The organism is Roseateles koreensis (assembly GCF_028595305.1).
Taxonomy (GTDB): Bacteria; Pseudomonadota; Gammaproteobacteria; order Burkholderiales; family Burkholderiaceae_C; genus Paucibacter_A; species Paucibacter_A koreensis.
Genome location: NZ_JAQQXS010000006.1, coordinates 50,081 through 65,785, shown reverse-complemented (window position 1 = coordinate 65,785; position 15,705 = coordinate 50,081). Strand labels below are relative to the sequence as shown.

15 protein-coding genes and 1 tRNA gene are annotated in these 15,705 nt (G+C 60.1%); 1 reads left to right on the top strand and 15 read right to left on the bottom strand.

What is annotated here, in order from left to right; genetic code table 11:
• Window positions 1-5 precede the first annotated feature (5 nt).
• The 14 genes from nuoH to rpsO form a co-directional block, all read right to left on the bottom strand.
• Window positions 6-1,064: an NADH-quinone oxidoreductase subunit NuoH gene (gene nuoH, locus PRZ01_RS08015; RefSeq protein ID WP_273596247.1), complete on the bottom strand. Its 1,059-nt coding sequence runs from the start codon at window positions 1,062-1,064 to the stop codon at window positions 6-8.
• A gap of 22 nt (window positions 1,065-1,086) precedes the next feature.
• Window positions 1,087-3,426 (bottom strand): NADH-quinone oxidoreductase subunit NuoG, encoded by a 2,340-nt coding sequence (gene nuoG, locus PRZ01_RS08010; RefSeq protein WP_273596246.1) that lies wholly within the window; start codon window positions 3,424-3,426, stop codon window positions 1,087-1,089.
• 21 nt (window positions 3,427-3,447) lie between these two features.
• Window positions 3,448-4,800 (bottom strand): NADH-quinone oxidoreductase subunit NuoF, encoded by a 1,353-nt coding sequence (gene nuoF / locus PRZ01_RS08005; RefSeq protein WP_409993823.1) that lies wholly within the window; start codon window positions 4,798-4,800, stop codon window positions 3,448-3,450.
• Window positions 4,801-4,815: 15 nt separating this feature from the next.
• Window positions 4,816-5,355 (bottom strand): NADH-quinone oxidoreductase subunit NuoE family protein, encoded by a 540-nt coding sequence (locus PRZ01_RS08000; protein WP_273596244.1) that lies wholly within the window; start codon window positions 5,353-5,355, stop codon window positions 4,816-4,818.
• Window positions 5,356-5,373: 18 nt separating this feature from the next.
• On the bottom strand, window positions 5,374-6,627 hold the full coding sequence (locus PRZ01_RS07995; protein WP_273596243.1) for an NADH-quinone oxidoreductase subunit D: 1,254 nt from the start codon (window positions 6,625-6,627) through the stop codon (window positions 5,374-5,376).
• Between the two features lie 2 nt (window positions 6,628-6,629).
• Window positions 6,630-7,223: an NADH-quinone oxidoreductase subunit C gene (locus tag PRZ01_RS07990; protein WP_273596242.1), complete on the bottom strand. Its 594-nt coding sequence runs from the start codon at window positions 7,221-7,223 to the stop codon at window positions 6,630-6,632.
• Window positions 7,224-7,243: 20 nt separating this feature from the next.
• A complete protein-coding gene (locus tag PRZ01_RS07985; RefSeq protein WP_046113908.1) occupies window positions 7,244-7,720 on the bottom strand; it encodes a NuoB/complex I 20 kDa subunit family protein in 477 nt (158 codons plus the stop codon).
• Window positions 7,721-7,856: 136 nt separating this feature from the next.
• On the bottom strand, window positions 7,857-8,216 hold the full coding sequence (locus PRZ01_RS07980) for an NADH-quinone oxidoreductase subunit A (RefSeq protein ID WP_273596241.1): 360 nt from the start codon (window positions 8,214-8,216) through the stop codon (window positions 7,857-7,859).
• 215 nt (window positions 8,217-8,431) lie between these two features.
• A tRNA-Leu gene (locus PRZ01_RS07975) sits at window positions 8,432-8,516 on the bottom strand.
• Between the two features lie 228 nt (window positions 8,517-8,744).
• Window positions 8,745-9,125, bottom strand: a complete 381-nt coding sequence (gene secG, locus PRZ01_RS07970; RefSeq protein ID WP_273596240.1) for a preprotein translocase subunit SecG — start codon at window positions 9,123-9,125, stop codon at window positions 8,745-8,747.
• A 49-nt stretch (window positions 9,126-9,174) separates the two neighbouring features.
• A complete protein-coding gene (gene tpiA / locus PRZ01_RS07965) occupies window positions 9,175-9,915 on the bottom strand; it encodes a triose-phosphate isomerase (RefSeq protein WP_273596423.1) in 741 nt (246 codons plus the stop codon).
• Window positions 9,916-9,937: 22 nt separating this feature from the next.
• Window positions 9,938-10,924: an NAD(P)H-quinone oxidoreductase gene (locus PRZ01_RS07960; protein ID WP_273596239.1), complete on the bottom strand. Its 987-nt coding sequence runs from the start codon at window positions 10,922-10,924 to the stop codon at window positions 9,938-9,940.
• A 27-nt stretch (window positions 10,925-10,951) separates the two neighbouring features.
• Window positions 10,952-13,108 (bottom strand): polyribonucleotide nucleotidyltransferase, encoded by a 2,157-nt coding sequence (gene pnp / locus PRZ01_RS07955; RefSeq protein ID WP_273596238.1) that lies wholly within the window; start codon window positions 13,106-13,108, stop codon window positions 10,952-10,954.
• A gap of 318 nt (window positions 13,109-13,426) precedes the next feature.
• Window positions 13,427-13,696 carry a 30S ribosomal protein S15 gene (gene rpsO, locus PRZ01_RS07950; protein ID WP_273596237.1) on the bottom strand — a complete coding sequence of 90 codons (270 nt, stop codon included), beginning with the start codon at window positions 13,694-13,696 and terminating at the stop codon, window positions 13,427-13,429.
• Window positions 13,697-14,155: 459 nt separating this feature from the next.
• Here rpsO and PRZ01_RS07945 point away from each other — a divergent pair, with 459 nt between their 5' ends.
• The gene (locus tag PRZ01_RS07945) at window positions 14,156-14,596 is read left to right on the top strand and encodes an Hsp20/alpha crystallin family protein (RefSeq protein WP_273596236.1); all 441 of its coding nucleotides are present in this window, start codon (window positions 14,156-14,158) and stop codon (window positions 14,594-14,596) included.
• A 47-nt stretch (window positions 14,597-14,643) separates the two neighbouring features.
• Here PRZ01_RS07945 and tsaD read toward each other — a convergent pair whose 3' ends face one another.
• Complete coding sequence (gene tsaD, locus PRZ01_RS07940) at window positions 14,644-15,693, bottom strand: tRNA (adenosine(37)-N6)-threonylcarbamoyltransferase complex transferase subunit TsaD (protein ID WP_273596235.1); 1,050 nt, start codon at window positions 15,691-15,693, stop codon at window positions 14,644-14,646.
• Between the last annotated feature and the right edge of the window lie 12 nt (window positions 15,694-15,705).

Below are 15,705 nucleotides of genomic sequence, written 5' to 3'. Positions count from 1 at the left end.
TCAGCTCACTTCCAAATGTTCAGGGGCGACTGAATCCACAGGCCAATCACGACCAGCCAGACCAAAGTCACAGGAATGAAAATCTTCCAGCCCAGACGCATGATCTGGTCATAACGGTAGCGCGGAAAGGAGGCGCGCACCCACAGGAAGACGGTAACGACACAGAAAGTCTTCAGGCCCAGCCAGATCCAACCCGGGATGAAGTCCAGCGCCGCAATCGGTGACAACCAGCCGCCGAGGAACAAGGTCACGGTCAAGATGGAGACCAAGATCATGTTGGCGTATTCAGCCAAGAAGAACATGGCGAAAGACATGCCCGAATACTCGATCATGTGGCCGGCCACAATTTCCGATTCACCTTCCACCACGTCGAAGGGGTGGCGGTTGGTTTCAGCCAGGCCAGAGATGAAGAAGACGATGAAGATCGGGAACAGCGGCAACCAATTCCAGGACAAGAAGGACAAGCCCATGCCCGCAAACAGGCCCTTGCCCTGCCCCACCACGATGGCGCTCATATTCATGGTGCCGCTGACCATCAGCACCACCACCAGGCAGAAACCCATGGCGATTTCATAACTGACCATCTGTGCGGAAGCACGCAGCGCGCCCAGAAAGGCGTACTTGGAGTTGGACGCCCAACCGGCAATGATCACGCCATACACCTCGATGGAGGTGATGGCCATCATCAGCAGCAAACCCGCGTTGACATTGGCCAGCGCCACATCAGGGCCAAACGGAATCACGGCCCAGGCGGCCAGGGCCGGCATGATGGTCATGATGGGGCCCAGGAAGAACAAGCCCTTGTTGGCTGCCGTGGGCAGGATCACTTCCTTGAAGATCAGCTTGACCGCATCGGCGATGGGGGTCAGCAGGCCGTAGGGGCCAACGCGATTCGGTCCCGGGCGGATCTGTGTCCAGCCAATGGCCTTGCGCTCCCACAAGGTCAGGTAGGCCACGGCCACCATCAGCGGTGCGACCACGGCGATGATCTTGATCAGGGTCCAGACAACGGGCCAGGCGCCGCCGAGCAGCCCGGCGCCGGATTGGTAGAGGTTATCAATCATGGTGATTCTCGCTGTCCCTGTTTCAAACCTTGGTGACAGTCAGGCTGCCGAAGGAAGCGCCCAGAGCTGCCGTTTCAGGCAAACCCGCAGGAACGCGCACCACATTCGCAGGCAATTTCACATCCAGACGCGCCGCCAGTTGAGCCGTGCCTGCGCCCTCTTGGCCGATGCGCACGCTGTCGCCGGCCACCAAACCCAGTTGGGTCCACAAGGCTTGCGGCAAGCCGGCTTGCGCAGCGTTACGAGCGTCGGTGGTGAGTTGCAGTGAACTGGCGTTGCGGACCAAGGCATCTACGGCGTAGATCGGCAGATCTGCCAAACGCTCGATACCACCCTGCGCTGCTGCCAACTCGACCGAAGCCGTGCTCGCGTTGTTCAACTTGGCGGACAAATCCATGTCCACACCCAGTGCCTCGGTGCGAACCTGCTCTGAACTCTCCTGCTGGAAGCCATTCAGGGCCAGCAAATTGCCCAAGACGCGCAAAATCTTCCAACCAGGGCGTGTTTCGCCCAGTGCCTTGGCCACACCCACAAAACTTTGGGCGCGACCTGCGGCATTGACGAAGGTGCCCGAGGTCTCGGTGAACGGCGCCGTCGGTAGCAGCACGTCGGCGTAGTCCAACCCGGTCTTGAAGGGGCTCATCACCACGACCATGTCGATGGCGGCAAGCGCCTTGGCGGCAGCGGCCGGATTGGCACTGTCCAGCACCGGATCGGTGTTCAACAGAATCAAGCCCTTCAGCGCGGCCGAACCCGCTGCAGCGCCCAGCATTTGGGCGGCGTTCAAACCACCTTGTTTGGGCAGAGCGCCTACCAACTGTGCACCCACGGTATTGGCCGCAGCCGTCAGGTACCCCACGCTGGCGCCGGTCTGAGCAGCGATCCAGTTGGCCAGGCTCAGCAGGCTCGTGGCTTGAGGATGTTCCGCAGCCGCATTGCCGAGCAGAATCGCCTTGCGCTGGCCCGACAACAAGGAGGCCGCAATGGCTTGTGCCTCTGCCGTCACCTGGCCTGCCACGGGCGCTTGCACGCCGTTGGCGCCGGCAATCGCAGCAGCCACATCAGCCAAGGCCTGTACCCAAGCACTGGGCGCCACGGTGATACGGGCGGCCACAGGCACCAGCCAATCGTCTTCACTGGCGTGAATGCTGCTGATCTGCGCACCGCGGCGGGCCGCTTGGCGCAGGCGTTGTGCAAACAAAGGATGATCTTTGCGCAGGAAGGAGCCAACGACCAGCGCACGGTCCAGCGTCGACAGCGAAGCGATGGAGGTACCCAACCATTGGGCCTGCCCTTCCGGTGCCACATTGCCAAAATCGGCATGGCGCAAGCGGGTGTCGATGTTGTCGCTGCCCAGGCCACGCACCAGGGCGGCAAGCAGATGCAGCTCTTCAACCGTGCTGTGCGCAGAGCCCAGCGCGCCGATTCCGGCGGCGCCGTGCTCGGCCTTGATGACCTTCAGCCCGTTGGCGATGTACTCAAGCGCAGCGGTCCAGTCGACGGTCTTCCAGGCCCCACCCTGCTTGATCATGGGCTGGGTCAGGCGTGCGTCGCTATTCAGCGCCTCATAAGAGAAGCGGTCGCGGTCTGCGATCCAGCATTCATTGACATCGTCGTTCTCTAGCGGTACCACACGCAAGACTTGATTGTTCTTGACCTGCACCACCAGATTGGCACCAGTGCTGTCGTGCGGGCTAACACTCTTGCGGCGCGACAACTCCCAGGTGCGAGCCTGGTAGCGGAAAGGCTTGCTGGTCAAGGCGCCGACCGGGCAGATGTCGATCATGTTGCCGGAGAGCTCAGAGTCCACCGAGCGGCCAACGAAGGTCTGGATCTCGGAGTGCTCGCCGCGATGGGCCATTCCGAGTTCCATCACGCCGCCGATCTCTTGGCCAAAGCGCACGCAGCGGGTGCAATGGATGCAGCGGCTCATTTCCTGCATGGAAATCAGCGGGCCGACATTCTTGTGGAAGACCACGCGCTTTTCTTCGGTATAGCGCGACTTGCCGGCGCCATAGCCCACCGCCAGATCCTGCAACTGACACTCACCGCCCTGGTCGCAGATGGGGCAGTCCAGCGGGTGGTTGATGAGCAAAAACTCCATCACGCCTTGCTGGGCCTTGAGGGCCTTGTCGCTCTTGGTGCGCACAATCATGCCTTGCGTGACCGGTGTGGCGCAGGCAGGCATGGGCTTGGGCGCCTTCTCAACGTCCACCAAGCACATGCGGCAATTGGCGGCGATGGAGAGCTTTTTGTGATAGCAGAAATGCGGGATGTAGGTGCCGGCCTTTTCAGCTGCATGCATGACCATGCTGCCTTCCAGAACCTCTACCTTCTGACCGTCGAGTTCGATTTCAATCATTGCTTGTCCTGTCCTGCTGCTTCAGACCGCGGCCGGCACGAGAGGCTTCTTGTGTTCGATCAAATGAACGAACTCATGTTTAAAGTGCTTGATCATGGCGCGCACCGGCATGGCCGCCGCATCACCCAAGGCGCAAATAGTGCGGCCTTGGATGTTGTCGGCCACCGAATTGAGCAGATCAATGTCTTCCGGCTTGCCGTGGCCCGTGGCGATGCGCTCCACCACCCGGTGCATCCAACCCGTGCCTTCGCGGCAAGGGGTGCATTGGCCGCAGCTTTCGTGGGCGTAGAAGTAGCTCAGGCGCAGCAGGCTCTTCACCATGCAACGGCTGTCGTCCATCACGATGACCGCGCCAGAGCCCAGCATGGAGCCGGCCTTGGCGATCGAGTCATAGTCCATGGTGCAGGCCATCATCACTTCGGCCGGCAGCACGGGCGACGACGATCCACCAGGGATCACCGCCTTCAGTTGACGGCCCTTGCGAACCCCGCCAGCAAGCTCCAGGAGCTTGGAGAACGGCGTGCCCAGCGGAATTTCGTAATTGCCCGGACGCTCCACATCGCCCGAGATCGAGAAGATCTTGGTGCCACCGTTGTTAGGTTTACCGATTTCCAGATAAGGCTGACCACCGTTGCGGATGATCCAGGGCACCGCAGCAAACGTCTCGGTGTTGTTGATCGTCGTCGGACGACCATACAGGCCGAAGCTGGCGGGGAACGGCGGCTTGAAGCGCGGTTGGCCCTTTTTGCCTTCCAGCGACTCCAGCAGGGCCGTTTCTTCACCGCAGATGTAGGCACCAAACCCGTGGTGGCCATGCAGCTGGAAGCTGAAGCCCGAGCCCAGGATGTTGTCACCCAACAGACCGGCGGCACGCGCTTCTTCCAGCGCGGCTTCGAAGCGTTCATACACCTCGAAAATTTCGCCGTGGATGTAGTTGTAGCCCACCTTGATGCCCATCGCGAAGGCGGCAATGGCCATGCCTTCGATGACGATGTGTGGGTTGAACATCAAGATGTCGCGGTCTTTGCAGGTCCCCGGCTCACCTTCGTCGGAATTGCACACCAGGTACTTGTCACCCGGGAATTGGCGCGGCATGAAGCTCCACTTCAAGCCCGTGGGAAAGCCCGCGCCACCGCGCCCGCGCAGGCCCGAGGCCTTCACTTCGGCAATAACTTGATCCTGCGTCAGGGGCGTGCCTTCAGGTGCGCCCTCGCCTTTCAGGATCTTGCGCAAAGCGGCATAACCGCCACGCGCGATGTAGTCTTGCAGGCCCCAGTTCTTGCCATTCAGACCGTCGTAAATCTGGGCACCGATATGGCGATCATGGAAACAGGTTTCCTGGCCGGTGGACTGAAATTTGGAGAGATCCAGCATAGTTCCTTCCATCCCTCAGTTCGTGGCGGCCGTGGCGGCGATTGGATGGGCGGCAGCGTGTGCCTTGAGCGCATCGACCAGCTCGTCCAAACGCTGGGGGCTCATGAAGCTGCACATCTGACGATCGTTCACCAGCATCACCGGCGAGTCGGCGCAAGCGCCCAGGCACTCGCTCTTCTGTACCGTGAACAGGCCATCGACCGTGGTGCCGCCCTCTTCCACACCCAGCTTTTCGCACAAATGGTTCAGCGCCTTCTGACCGTCACGCAACTGGCAAGGCAGATTCGTGCAAACGTTCAGCTTGAACTGACCCAGCTTGCGCTGGTTGTACATGTTGTAGAAAGTGGTGACCTCGTACACCGCGATGGCGGGCATGCCGAGGTAGGCCGCAATGGCGTCCTCGCTAGCGCGCGACACGTGGCCAAGCTCTTGTTGCACGATGGCCAGGCAGGCCATCACGGCCGACTGCTTTTGATCGGCAGGATATTTGGCAACTTCGCGGGCAAACCGCGCGGCAGTCGCCTCGCTCAATTGATAGGTCTCAGGGGTGCTCATCGCTGTTCCCGGTCTTTCTCAGCGATCAATCTCGCCGAACACAATGTCCATGGTGCCGATGATGGCCACCGCATCCGCAATCATGTGGCCGCGAGACATCTCATCGAGTGCGGCCAAATGCGCAAAGCCCGGTGCGCGGATCTTCAGTCGATACGGCTTGTTGGCGCCATCGCTCACCATATAGATGCCGAACTCGCCCTTCGGGTGCTCCACAGCCGCATAGGCCTCGCCTTCGGGCACATGGAAGCCCTCGGTGAAGAGCTTGAAGTGGTGGATCAACTCTTCCATGTTCGACTTCATGTCGACACGCGCCGGTGGCGCCACCTTGTGGTTGTCGGTAATCACCGGGCCAGGATTGGCACGCAGCCAAGCCACGCACTGCTGAATGATGCGATTGCTCTGACGCATTTCCTCGACACGCACCACATAGCGGTCATAGGTGTCACCGTTGGTACCCACCGGAACATCAAAGTCCAGCGCCGCATAGGCGTCGTAAGGCTGCGTCTTACGCAAGTCCCAGGCCACGCCGGAACCCCGCAGCATCGGGCCGGTGAAGCCCATATTCAACGCCCGCTCAGGCGACACGACGCCGATACCCACGGTACGCTGCTTCCAGATGCGGTTATCAGTCAGCAGTGTTTCGTAGTCATCAACGTTCTTCGGAAAACGCTTGCAGAAGTCTTCGATGAAGTCCAGCAAGCTGCCCGACCGGTTTTCATTCAAACGAGCAATCGCCTTGGCGTTCTTGATCTTCGACACCGTGTACTGCGACATGGAGTCCGGCAGATCGCGGTACACACCGCCCGGACGGAAATACGCCGCATGCATGCGCGCGCCAGAGACGGCCTCATACATATCGAACAGGTCTTCACGCTCCCGGAACGCGTAAATCAGCACGTTCATGGCGCCACAGTCCAGGCCGTGAGCGCCAATCCACATCAGGTGATTCAGCAAGCGTGTGATTTCAGCAAACATCACGCGGATGTACTGCGCACGCAGGGGCACCTCAATGCCCAGCATCTTTTCGATGGCCATGCAGTACGCCTGCTCGTTGGACATCATGGACACATAGTCCAATCGATCCATGTACGGCAGCGACTGGATGTAGGTCTTGCTCTCGGCCAGTTTTTCGGTGGCGCGGTGCAGCAGACCAATGTGCGGATCAGCGCGCTGGATGACTTCGCCGTCCAACTCCAGGACCAGGCGCAACACGCCGTGGGCGGCCGGGTGCTGAGGCCCGAAGTTGAGGGTGTAATTCTTGATGTCAGCCATGTTCAGAGTCCGCCGTAATTGTCTTCGCGGATGATGCGCGGCGTGATGTCACGCGGCTCGATCGTCACGGGTTGATAGATCACGCGTTTGGCTTCAGCGTCGTAGCGCATTTCGACATGCCCGGAGGTCGGGAAGTCCTTGCGCATCGGGTGGCCGATGAAACCGTAGTCGGTCAGGATGCGACGCAGGTCTTCGTGGCCATCGAAAATGATGCCAAAGAGGTCGAAAGCTTCGCGCTCGAACCAGTTGGCCGAATTCCAGACCGGGGTCAACGCAGCGACGCAGGGAAAAGCGTCGTCCGGGCAGAAGACCTTCAAACGCAAGCGCCAATTCTTATTGACCGACAGCAAGTGGCTGACCACGGCATAGCGCGCACCTTCATGGGCGCCATCGCAGTAGGTGCTGTAGTCCAGGCCGCACAGGTCGATCAACTGCTCGAAGCGCAACTCCGAGTGATCACGCAAAATCTTGGCAACGGCCAGATAGTCGGCAGCGGCAACTTGCAGGGTGACTTCACCCAAGGCCGTCTTGATGTTTTGAATCTTCCCGCCAAGCGCCGTTTCCAGGGCCAGCTTCAGGGTGTCGAGTTTGCTCATCGTGTTGGAACCCCTGCGTCTCAGCGTGCGATGGTGTTTTCGCGGCGGATCTTGGCTTGCAACTGCAAGATGCCGTACAACAAGGCCTCCGCCGTGGGCGGGCAGCCAGGCACATACACATCGACCGGCACGATGCGGTCACAGCCGCGCACGACGGAGTAGCTGTAGTGGTAGTAACCGCCACCGTTCGCGCACGAGCCCATGGACAAGACCCAGCGCGGTTCGGCCATTTGGTCATACACCTTGCGCAGGGCCGGTGCCATCTTGTTACACAAGGTGCCGGCCACGATCATCAGGTCACTCTGACGCGGACTGGGGCGGAACAACATGCCAAAACGGTCGATGTCATAACGCGCCGCACCTGCGTGCATCATCTCCACCGCGCAGCAGGCCAGACCAAAGGTCATGGGCCACAGAGAACCGGTCTTGGACCAGTTGATGAGCTTGTCAACCGAGGTGGTGACAAAGCCTTCCTTCAAAACGCCTTCGATACCCATATCGAGCTTCCATTCTGACTAGCCCTTGCGGGCCGAGCGCCGAGCCGCTCCCAAGCCGGCCCGTCATGCCAGCCTTCAGGCTGGCGCCCCTCAGTGAGGGGCCGCCCAAGAAAGCCCTTGGGCGAGAGGCCAACAATTACTCCCAGTCCAGGGCGCCCTTTTTCCACTCGTAGACAAAACCTACGACCAGAATGCCCAGGAAAATCATCATCGCCCAGAAGCCTGTCGAACCAATTTCCTTCAGCGTGACCGCCCAGGGAAAGAGAAACGCAATTTCCAGATCAAACAAAATAAACAAAATGGCAACGAGGTAATAACGCACGTCGAATTTCATTCGTGCATCTTCAAAGGCCTCAAAGCCGCATTCATAAGGGGAGTTTTTGGCCTGATCCGGCCGATGGGGACCCAAGAGGGCGCCGAGCAGTTGCGGCGCCACGCCGACGCCGGCGCCGACCAGGATGAAGAGGATGACGGGTAGGTACTGATCCAAGTTCATGGGTGACGCTCTCTCAAAACTGCAAAGGGTCTCCTGACCCTGCGTAGTGATATCCACAAAAGAAACGGGCGCCCCGCCAGCAAATTCTTCATTCGCTTACGGACTGCGCCCGCCTGGTCCCCTGCGGCATTTATGAAATTCATTCACAAATCCGCAACGAGGCGCTCCTGGCCAATATTCTGCGGGCTCCAACCCTTGAATACTAACCGATGATCTGGTGCCGTCGGCGAGACTCGAACTCGCACAGCTTTCGCCACTACCCCCTCAAGATAGCGTGTCTACCAATTTCACCACGACGGCTTGATACTTCTTCGACTAGGTTTGCGTGAGGAATTGCTCTCTAGTCAGCCTTGGATTCTATACCGAAAAAAATGCACTTTCGGTAAGTTCAGAACAATTTCTTGAAATCCGGCCTTGATTTCTTGACGCCACCACAACAACTGCGGCAGCGGCCCCAAGTGCCCCGCCCCTGCACACCCAGCTGTGCAGTCGGTTTCAGCACGACGCCCAGGGTGCACTCAAAAATAGTTACTTCGAAACCGCAGAGGCCGCAGCAGGTGCCACAGTGATGGCTGCAGGTGCGGCACCCGGGATTGCAGCGGCGCCAGAGGCAGCCACTGCAGCGGGAGCCGCCTTATCAAGAATCGAATCGCTCGCGACACCAGCAGACCGGCCGTTTGACAAATAAGCCAGCGTCAGCGTGCAGATGAAGAACAAGGTGGCGCAAATCGCCGTGCTGCGCGACAAAAAGTTGGCACTGCCCGTGGCACCGAACAGGCTACCCGAGGCACCGCTACCAAACGAGGCCCCCATATCGGCACCCTTGCCGTGCTGAACCAACACCAAGCCAATCATGACCAGCGCGCTCAGCAGTTGCAGCACCAACACCAAATTCATCCAGAATTGCATCTCAAAAGCTCCAAAAATCTCAAAAAATTCGTCGTTTCAATCAGCCGTCTTAATTCGCCGCGCGACAAATGGCGCCGAAGTCCGCCGCCTTCAAAGCCGCGCCGCCAATGAGCCCGCCGTCAATATCCGGCATGCCAAACAACTGCACAGCGTTGTCAGGCTTGACGCTGCCGCCATACAGAATGCGCATCGAATCCGCCTTTTGCGTGGCCGCCTGCAACTGCTTGCGCAGCACCGCGTGCACAGCCTGCGCCTGCTCGGGGCTGGCAGTCAGGCCCGTACCAATCGCCCACACAGGCTCATAGGCCAGTACGATTTCACCAATGCAATGGGTCAAGGTGTGAATCACCGCAGCGAGTTGACGCTTGACCACGCTTTCAGTCTGGCCTGCATCACGCTCAGCCAGAGTCTCACCCACACAAACAATCGGCGTCACACCGTGAGCCAAGGCCGCCTTGGCTTTGTCCGCCACGAGTTGATCGTTTTCCGCATGGTAGGCGCGTCGCTCCGAATGGCCGACGATCACATAACGGCAGCCCAGATCGGCCAACATCGCCGATGACACTTCACCGGTATAGGCCCCCTGCTCATGCGCGGAACAGTCCTGCGCGCCAAACAAAACAGCTTGGCCCGTCAAGGCCAAAGCCGTTTCAGCAATGTAAGGAAACGGCACGCAAACAGCCACATCGGCGCTCCAGGGGCCCGCCTCTCGCAGCCCTGCAAGCAGGGCCGCATTGCTGGCACGATTGCCATGCATCTTCCAATTGCCGACGACCAGCTTCTTACGCATATTCATCACCTTATCTTGCCAATCACCAGCTCAGAACAATCTTGCCGACATGTTCGCCGGCTTCCATCAAGGCGTGCGCCTCCGCCGCTTGATCGCCTTTCATGCTGCGATAAATCACCGGCTGAATCTTGCGCGCCTCCAGCAAAGGCCAGACCCGATCCCGCAACGCACGGGCAATGCCCGCCTTGAACGCCAGCGACCTCGGGCGCAATGTCGACCCACTGATCGTCAACCGCCGACGCAGTACCGCACCCGCATCAAACTTAGCGTCAACGCCGCCCTGAACTGCAATGATGACCATGCGGCCATCCTCCGCCAAGCACTGGACATTGCGCTCGACATAACTGCCTGCCACCATGTCCAGGATCACATCAACACCCCGGCCGTCGGTCGCAGACTTGACCGCCTCAACAAAGTCCTGCGACTTGTAGTTGACGGCAAGCTCAGCCCCCAAGGCCAAACAAGCGGCGGCTTTGTCAGCACTGCCGACCGTCACGATGACCCGCGAGCCCAGGGCTTTGGCCATCTGAATCGCCGCCACCCCGATGCCGCTGCTGCCACCGTGCACCAGCAAGGACTCACCGGCCGTCAAGCCCGCCCGCTCAAACACATTTGACCAAACGGTGAAAAAAGTTTCCGGCAAGCTGGCCGCCTCGGCCATGGACCAGCCCGCAGGGACCGGCAGGCATTGCCCCACCGGCGTCACGCAAAGCTCAGCATAACCGCCGCCAGGCACCAGGGCGCAAACGGCATCGCCCAGCTTGAATCCAGCTTCAGCCAAGGCCGCAGCGTCACCCGCTTTGATACGGCCGGCCACTTCCAGACCAGGCAAATCGCTGGCACCGGGCGGTGGTGGGTACGCCCCCTTGCGCTGCAAAACGTCTGGGCGGTTGATGCCATAGGCTTCCACCGCGATCAAGCACTCCCCTGCCCCTGGCTGGGGATCGGGGCGCTCGATCAGTTGCAACACGTCAGGGCCGCCGGGGCGGTTGATGGCGATGGCTTTCATGCAGGGTTCCGCTGAACGGCGCGGCGATTACTGCTGTGCTTCTTCAGCGGCCGGTGTTGCGGGTGCAGCAGGCGCGGCAGCGGGCGCAGCGTCACGGTCGATCAGGGCCTTCATCGACAGCTTGATGCGACCCTTTTCGTCGGTCTCCATGACCTTGACCTTGACGATCTGGCCTTCCTTGAGGAAGTCAGTCACCTTCTCGACGCGCTGGTGGGCGATCTGACTGATGTGCAGCAGACCGTCCTTACCTGGCAGCAGATTGACCAGGGCACCGAAGTCCAGGATCTTGGTGATCGGGCCTTCGTAGATCTTGCCGATTTCGACTTCGGCCGTGATCTCCTGGATGCGCTTCTTGGCGTGCTCGGCTTTGTCGGCATCGGTGGAGGCGATGGTGATAGTGCCGTCTTCGCCGATATCGATGGTGGTGCCGGTTTCTTCGGTCAGCGCACGGATGGTCGCGCCACCCTTGCCGATCACGTCACGGATCTTCTCGGGGTTGATCTTCATGGTGTACAGACGCGGCGCGAACTGGCTTACTTCCGTATTGGCCGTGCCCATGGCTTCCACCATCTTGCCCAGGATGTGCAGACGGGCTTCCTTGGCTTGCGCCAGCGCGACCTGCATGATCTCCTTGGTGATGCCCTGGATCTTGATGTCCATCTGCAAGGCGGTGATGCCGCCCGTGGTGCCGGCCACCTTGAAGTCCATATCGCCCAGATGATCTTCGTCACCCAGGATGTCGGTCAGCACGGCGAAGCGGTTACCGTCCTTGATCAAGCCCATGGCGATACCCGCCACGTGCGCCTTCATCGGCACGCCGGCGTCCATCAAAGCCAGGCAGCCGCCGCAGACCGAGGCCATGGACGAGGAACCGTTGGACTCGGTGATTTCCGACACCACGCGCATGGTGTAGGGGAAGTCTTCTTTGTTCGGCAAAGCGGCAATCAGTGCACGCTTGGCCAGACGGCCGTGGCCGATTTCGCGGCGCTTGGGGCTGCCCACGCGACCCGTTTCGCCCGTAGCGAAGGGAGGCATGTTGTAGTGCAGCATGAAGCGGTCTTCAAACTCGCCAGCCAGCGCGTCGATGCGCTGGGCGTCGCGATCGGTACCCAGCGTGGCAACCACCAGGGCCTGGGTCTCGCCACGCGTGAACAGGGCCGAGCCGTGAGTGCGGGGCAGGATGGAGTTACGGATCTCGATGGGGCGCACGGTGCGGGTGTCGCGGCCGTCGATGCGGGGCTCACCGGCTAGGATCTGGCCGCGCACGATGCGGGCTTCGATCTCGAACAGCAGGCTTTCCACTTCCACCTTGTCAAACTCAACGCCATCCGCCTTCAGTGCAGCGAAGACGTTAGCAGTCACGGCGCGGCAAGCTTGCGTGCGGGCTTGCTTGTTGCGGATTTGGTAGGCAGCGGCCAGGGCCTCGTCGGCCAGGGCGCCAACCTTGGCGATCAGCGGCTCGTTCTTGGCCGGAGCTTGCCAATCCCAAACCGGCTTGCCGGCTTCACGCACCAACTCGTTGATGGCGGCGATGGCGACATTGCCTTGCTCATGACCGAACACCACAGCGCCCAGCATGACTTCTTCGCTCAAGGCGTCGGCTTCCGATTCCACCATCAGCACGGCAGCTTGCGTACCGGCGACAACCAGGTCCATCTTGCTGTTCACCAGCTCGGTCTTGCCGGGGTTGAGGATGTACTCGCCATTGACATAGCCCACGCGCGCAGCGCCGATTGGGCCATTGAACGGAATGCCGGACACAGCCAACGCGGCGCTGGAAGCGATAAGGGCGGCGATGTCGGCCTGCACCTCAGGGTTCAGCGACAGCACGTGAACAACCACCTGAACTTCGTTGTAGAAACCTTCAGGGAACAGCGGACGAATCGGGCGGTCGATCAGGCGGCTGGTCAACGTTTCCAGCTCGCTGGGGCGGCCTTCACGTTTGAAGAAGCTGCCGGGGATCTTGCCGGCGGCGTAGGTCTTTTCCAGATAGTCCACGGTCAACGGGAAGAAATCTTGCCCGGCCTTGGCCTCAGTCTTGGCGACCACGGTGGCCAGCACCACGGTGCCTTCAATGTCCACAACCACGGCGCCGCTGGATTGGCGGGCAATCTCGCCCGTTTCCATCGTCACGGCATGGTTACCCCATTGGAAGGTCTTGGTGACTTTATTGAACAAACCCATCGTGTCTCTCCTCTTGGCCTGGGGCCTGCATTGCGCGGCGCCCTAGGCTGTTACGGGGCGGCTTGGCGGCCCGCCCCATGACCGGGAGTGAGTCTGGGTTTGGCGGGATGCCATTCCAGTGCGTCTGATCAGCCCGATGACTGCAGAAGCTTTGGAATGACACAGCAGCGCCACGTCAGCTCAACTCCGAAACAAACTTCGTACTTACGACAGATCAACAACAACGTCGATCTTTGCGCCACTCACGCGAGTCGCTCAAAAAACAAAGAGCCTGTGCAGGCGAAATACCCAGACAGGCTCTCTTGTTTCACACGGAAATTACTTGCGCAGACCCAGCTTCTGGATCAGTTCGGTATAACGTGTGGCGTCTTTGGACTTCAGGTAGGACAACAAGCTCTTACGCGTGTTGACCATCTTCAGCAAACCACGACGGCTGTGGTGGTCCTTCATATTGGCCTTGAAGTGAGGCATCAGACCGTTGATGCGAGCGGTCAGCAGAGCCACTTGGACTTCCGGCGAGCCGGTGTCGTTGGCGCTGCGAGCGTTTGCCTTGACGATTTCTGCCTTGTTCAGATCGGCGACTGACATGTTTGCGTTCCTTGAATGTCGGAAGCCGCCGGGCCGCAACAAAATCGCGACACACAAACGGTTTCCATTGGTTTGACTTGCGGACACGGGTGAAACCAACCCGAGCCGTGCTCTCTTCTTCGATCTTTCGATCTTTCGATCTTTCGATCTTGATCTGCTGCCCGGCTACCGCACCCCAAAAACGAAGGGCACAGGAAAGCCTAACAACAAAACCTGTCGATTATAGACCAGAACGCAAACACCCCCAAGCTTTGGGCCATGAGCGCCCCTTCACATTTGAGCAGCCCGCCCATGTCGGGACAAGTCCAGCGCTTCCAAGCTAGGGTTTGAGAATATTTTTATCACCCTTGATTCGGTTTTTGGCAGGCCCATGTAGTCCAGCAAGGGGATGCCAACCAGCGCCTTTACGGCGGAATCCATGCCGCACCCCTGCAACCTCAGTCATCACAGGAGTCCAGCATGTTTGTTTTTCCAGTCACCAGCCGCCCCACCCTGCGCCATCGTCAAGCCAGCGAGCTCTCGGCACAAATTGAACGCATGTTCAATGGCCAGGACGAAGGCGCCGTCGCGCTGCGCAGCCCGGCGCTGGATGCAGCCGAAACCGATCTCGCTTATATCCTGCAACTCGACATGCCCGGCGTCACCAAGGAGGCGGTGAAAATCGCCATCGACGGCCGCCACGTCAGCATCGACGGCGAACAAAGTAAGCCTGAGCCTGCTGCAGAAAACGCGCCCCGCGCCCTTCACCGGGAGCGTGCCGTTACCCGCTTTTCCCGCAAAGTGACCTTGCCACAAGAGTTGAATCAGACGGGCTCTACCGCACGCCTGGAAAACGGTGTATTGACCTTGACCCTGCTCAAGCGCGAAGCCAGCGGCCCCAGCCATCTGACGGTCAGCTGAACCTCGGAGAACGCAGCCGGCGTCGCCCCCCCTCTCCCGGCAAGCGGCTATGCGACTCGCATATCCAAAGGCCACCGGGGGCGCACTTCAAACCCACCTGCACCGGCTTGGCCGGGCTGCAGCGTCGCGACGCCCCGCTGCAGCCGCATGGCCGCAGCCATGGCAATCATGGCTCCGTTGTCGGTGCACAGACTCAGCTCAGGGTAATGCACGCGCACGCCGCGTTTGGCGCAAGCTGCATTGAGTTGTTCACGCAACAGGCTGTTGGCACCCACGCCACCGGCAACCACCAGGCGTTTGAGGCCTGTTTGCTTCAGCGCGAGCATTGATTTTTTTACCAGCACCTCGACGATTGCGGCCTGCGTGGCAGCAGCGAGGTCGGCCTTTTGCTGATCGCTCGGGCTGTCACCCAAGCGCTTGACCTGGGTCAACACCGCGGTTTTCAAGCCGGCAAAACTGAAATCAGGTTTGCCGCTGTGCAACAAGGGACGCGGCAACGTGAATGCCAGCGCATCGCCACTCAAGGCCAGCTTGGCGAGGTGGGGGCCACCGGGATAGGGCAAGCCCAGCAGTTTGGCGCTCTTGTCGAATGCCTCGCCTGCGGCGTCATCAATGGTTTCGCCCAAAATTTCGTAATGCCCCACCTCCGTGACACGCATCAGTTGGGTATGGCCGCCTGAAACCAGCAAGGCGACAAAGGGAAACTCCGGCGCGTCAGCCGACAAGAAGGGCGACAGCAAATGCCCTTCCAGGTGATGGATGCCCAGCGTCGGCTTCTCCAATGCCGCAGCCAAGGCCACCGCCACACCCGCCCCCACCAACAAGGCACCGGCCAGACCAGGGCCTTGCGTGTAGGCGATCACGTCGACATCCTGCAGGCTCACCTGGGCTTGCGACAAGACCTCACGGGTCAAAGGCAAGACGCGGCGGATATGGTCGCGCGAGGCCAATTCCGGCACCACACCACCATAAGCCTGATGCATGCTGATCTGGCTGTGCAGCGCCTGCGCCAGCAATTGCGGCGCGCCCTGCTCTGGCACCTTGACCAGTGCAACCCCTGTTTCGTCGCAGGAAGACTCAAACCCCAGAACCAGCATGATGGTGGCCGC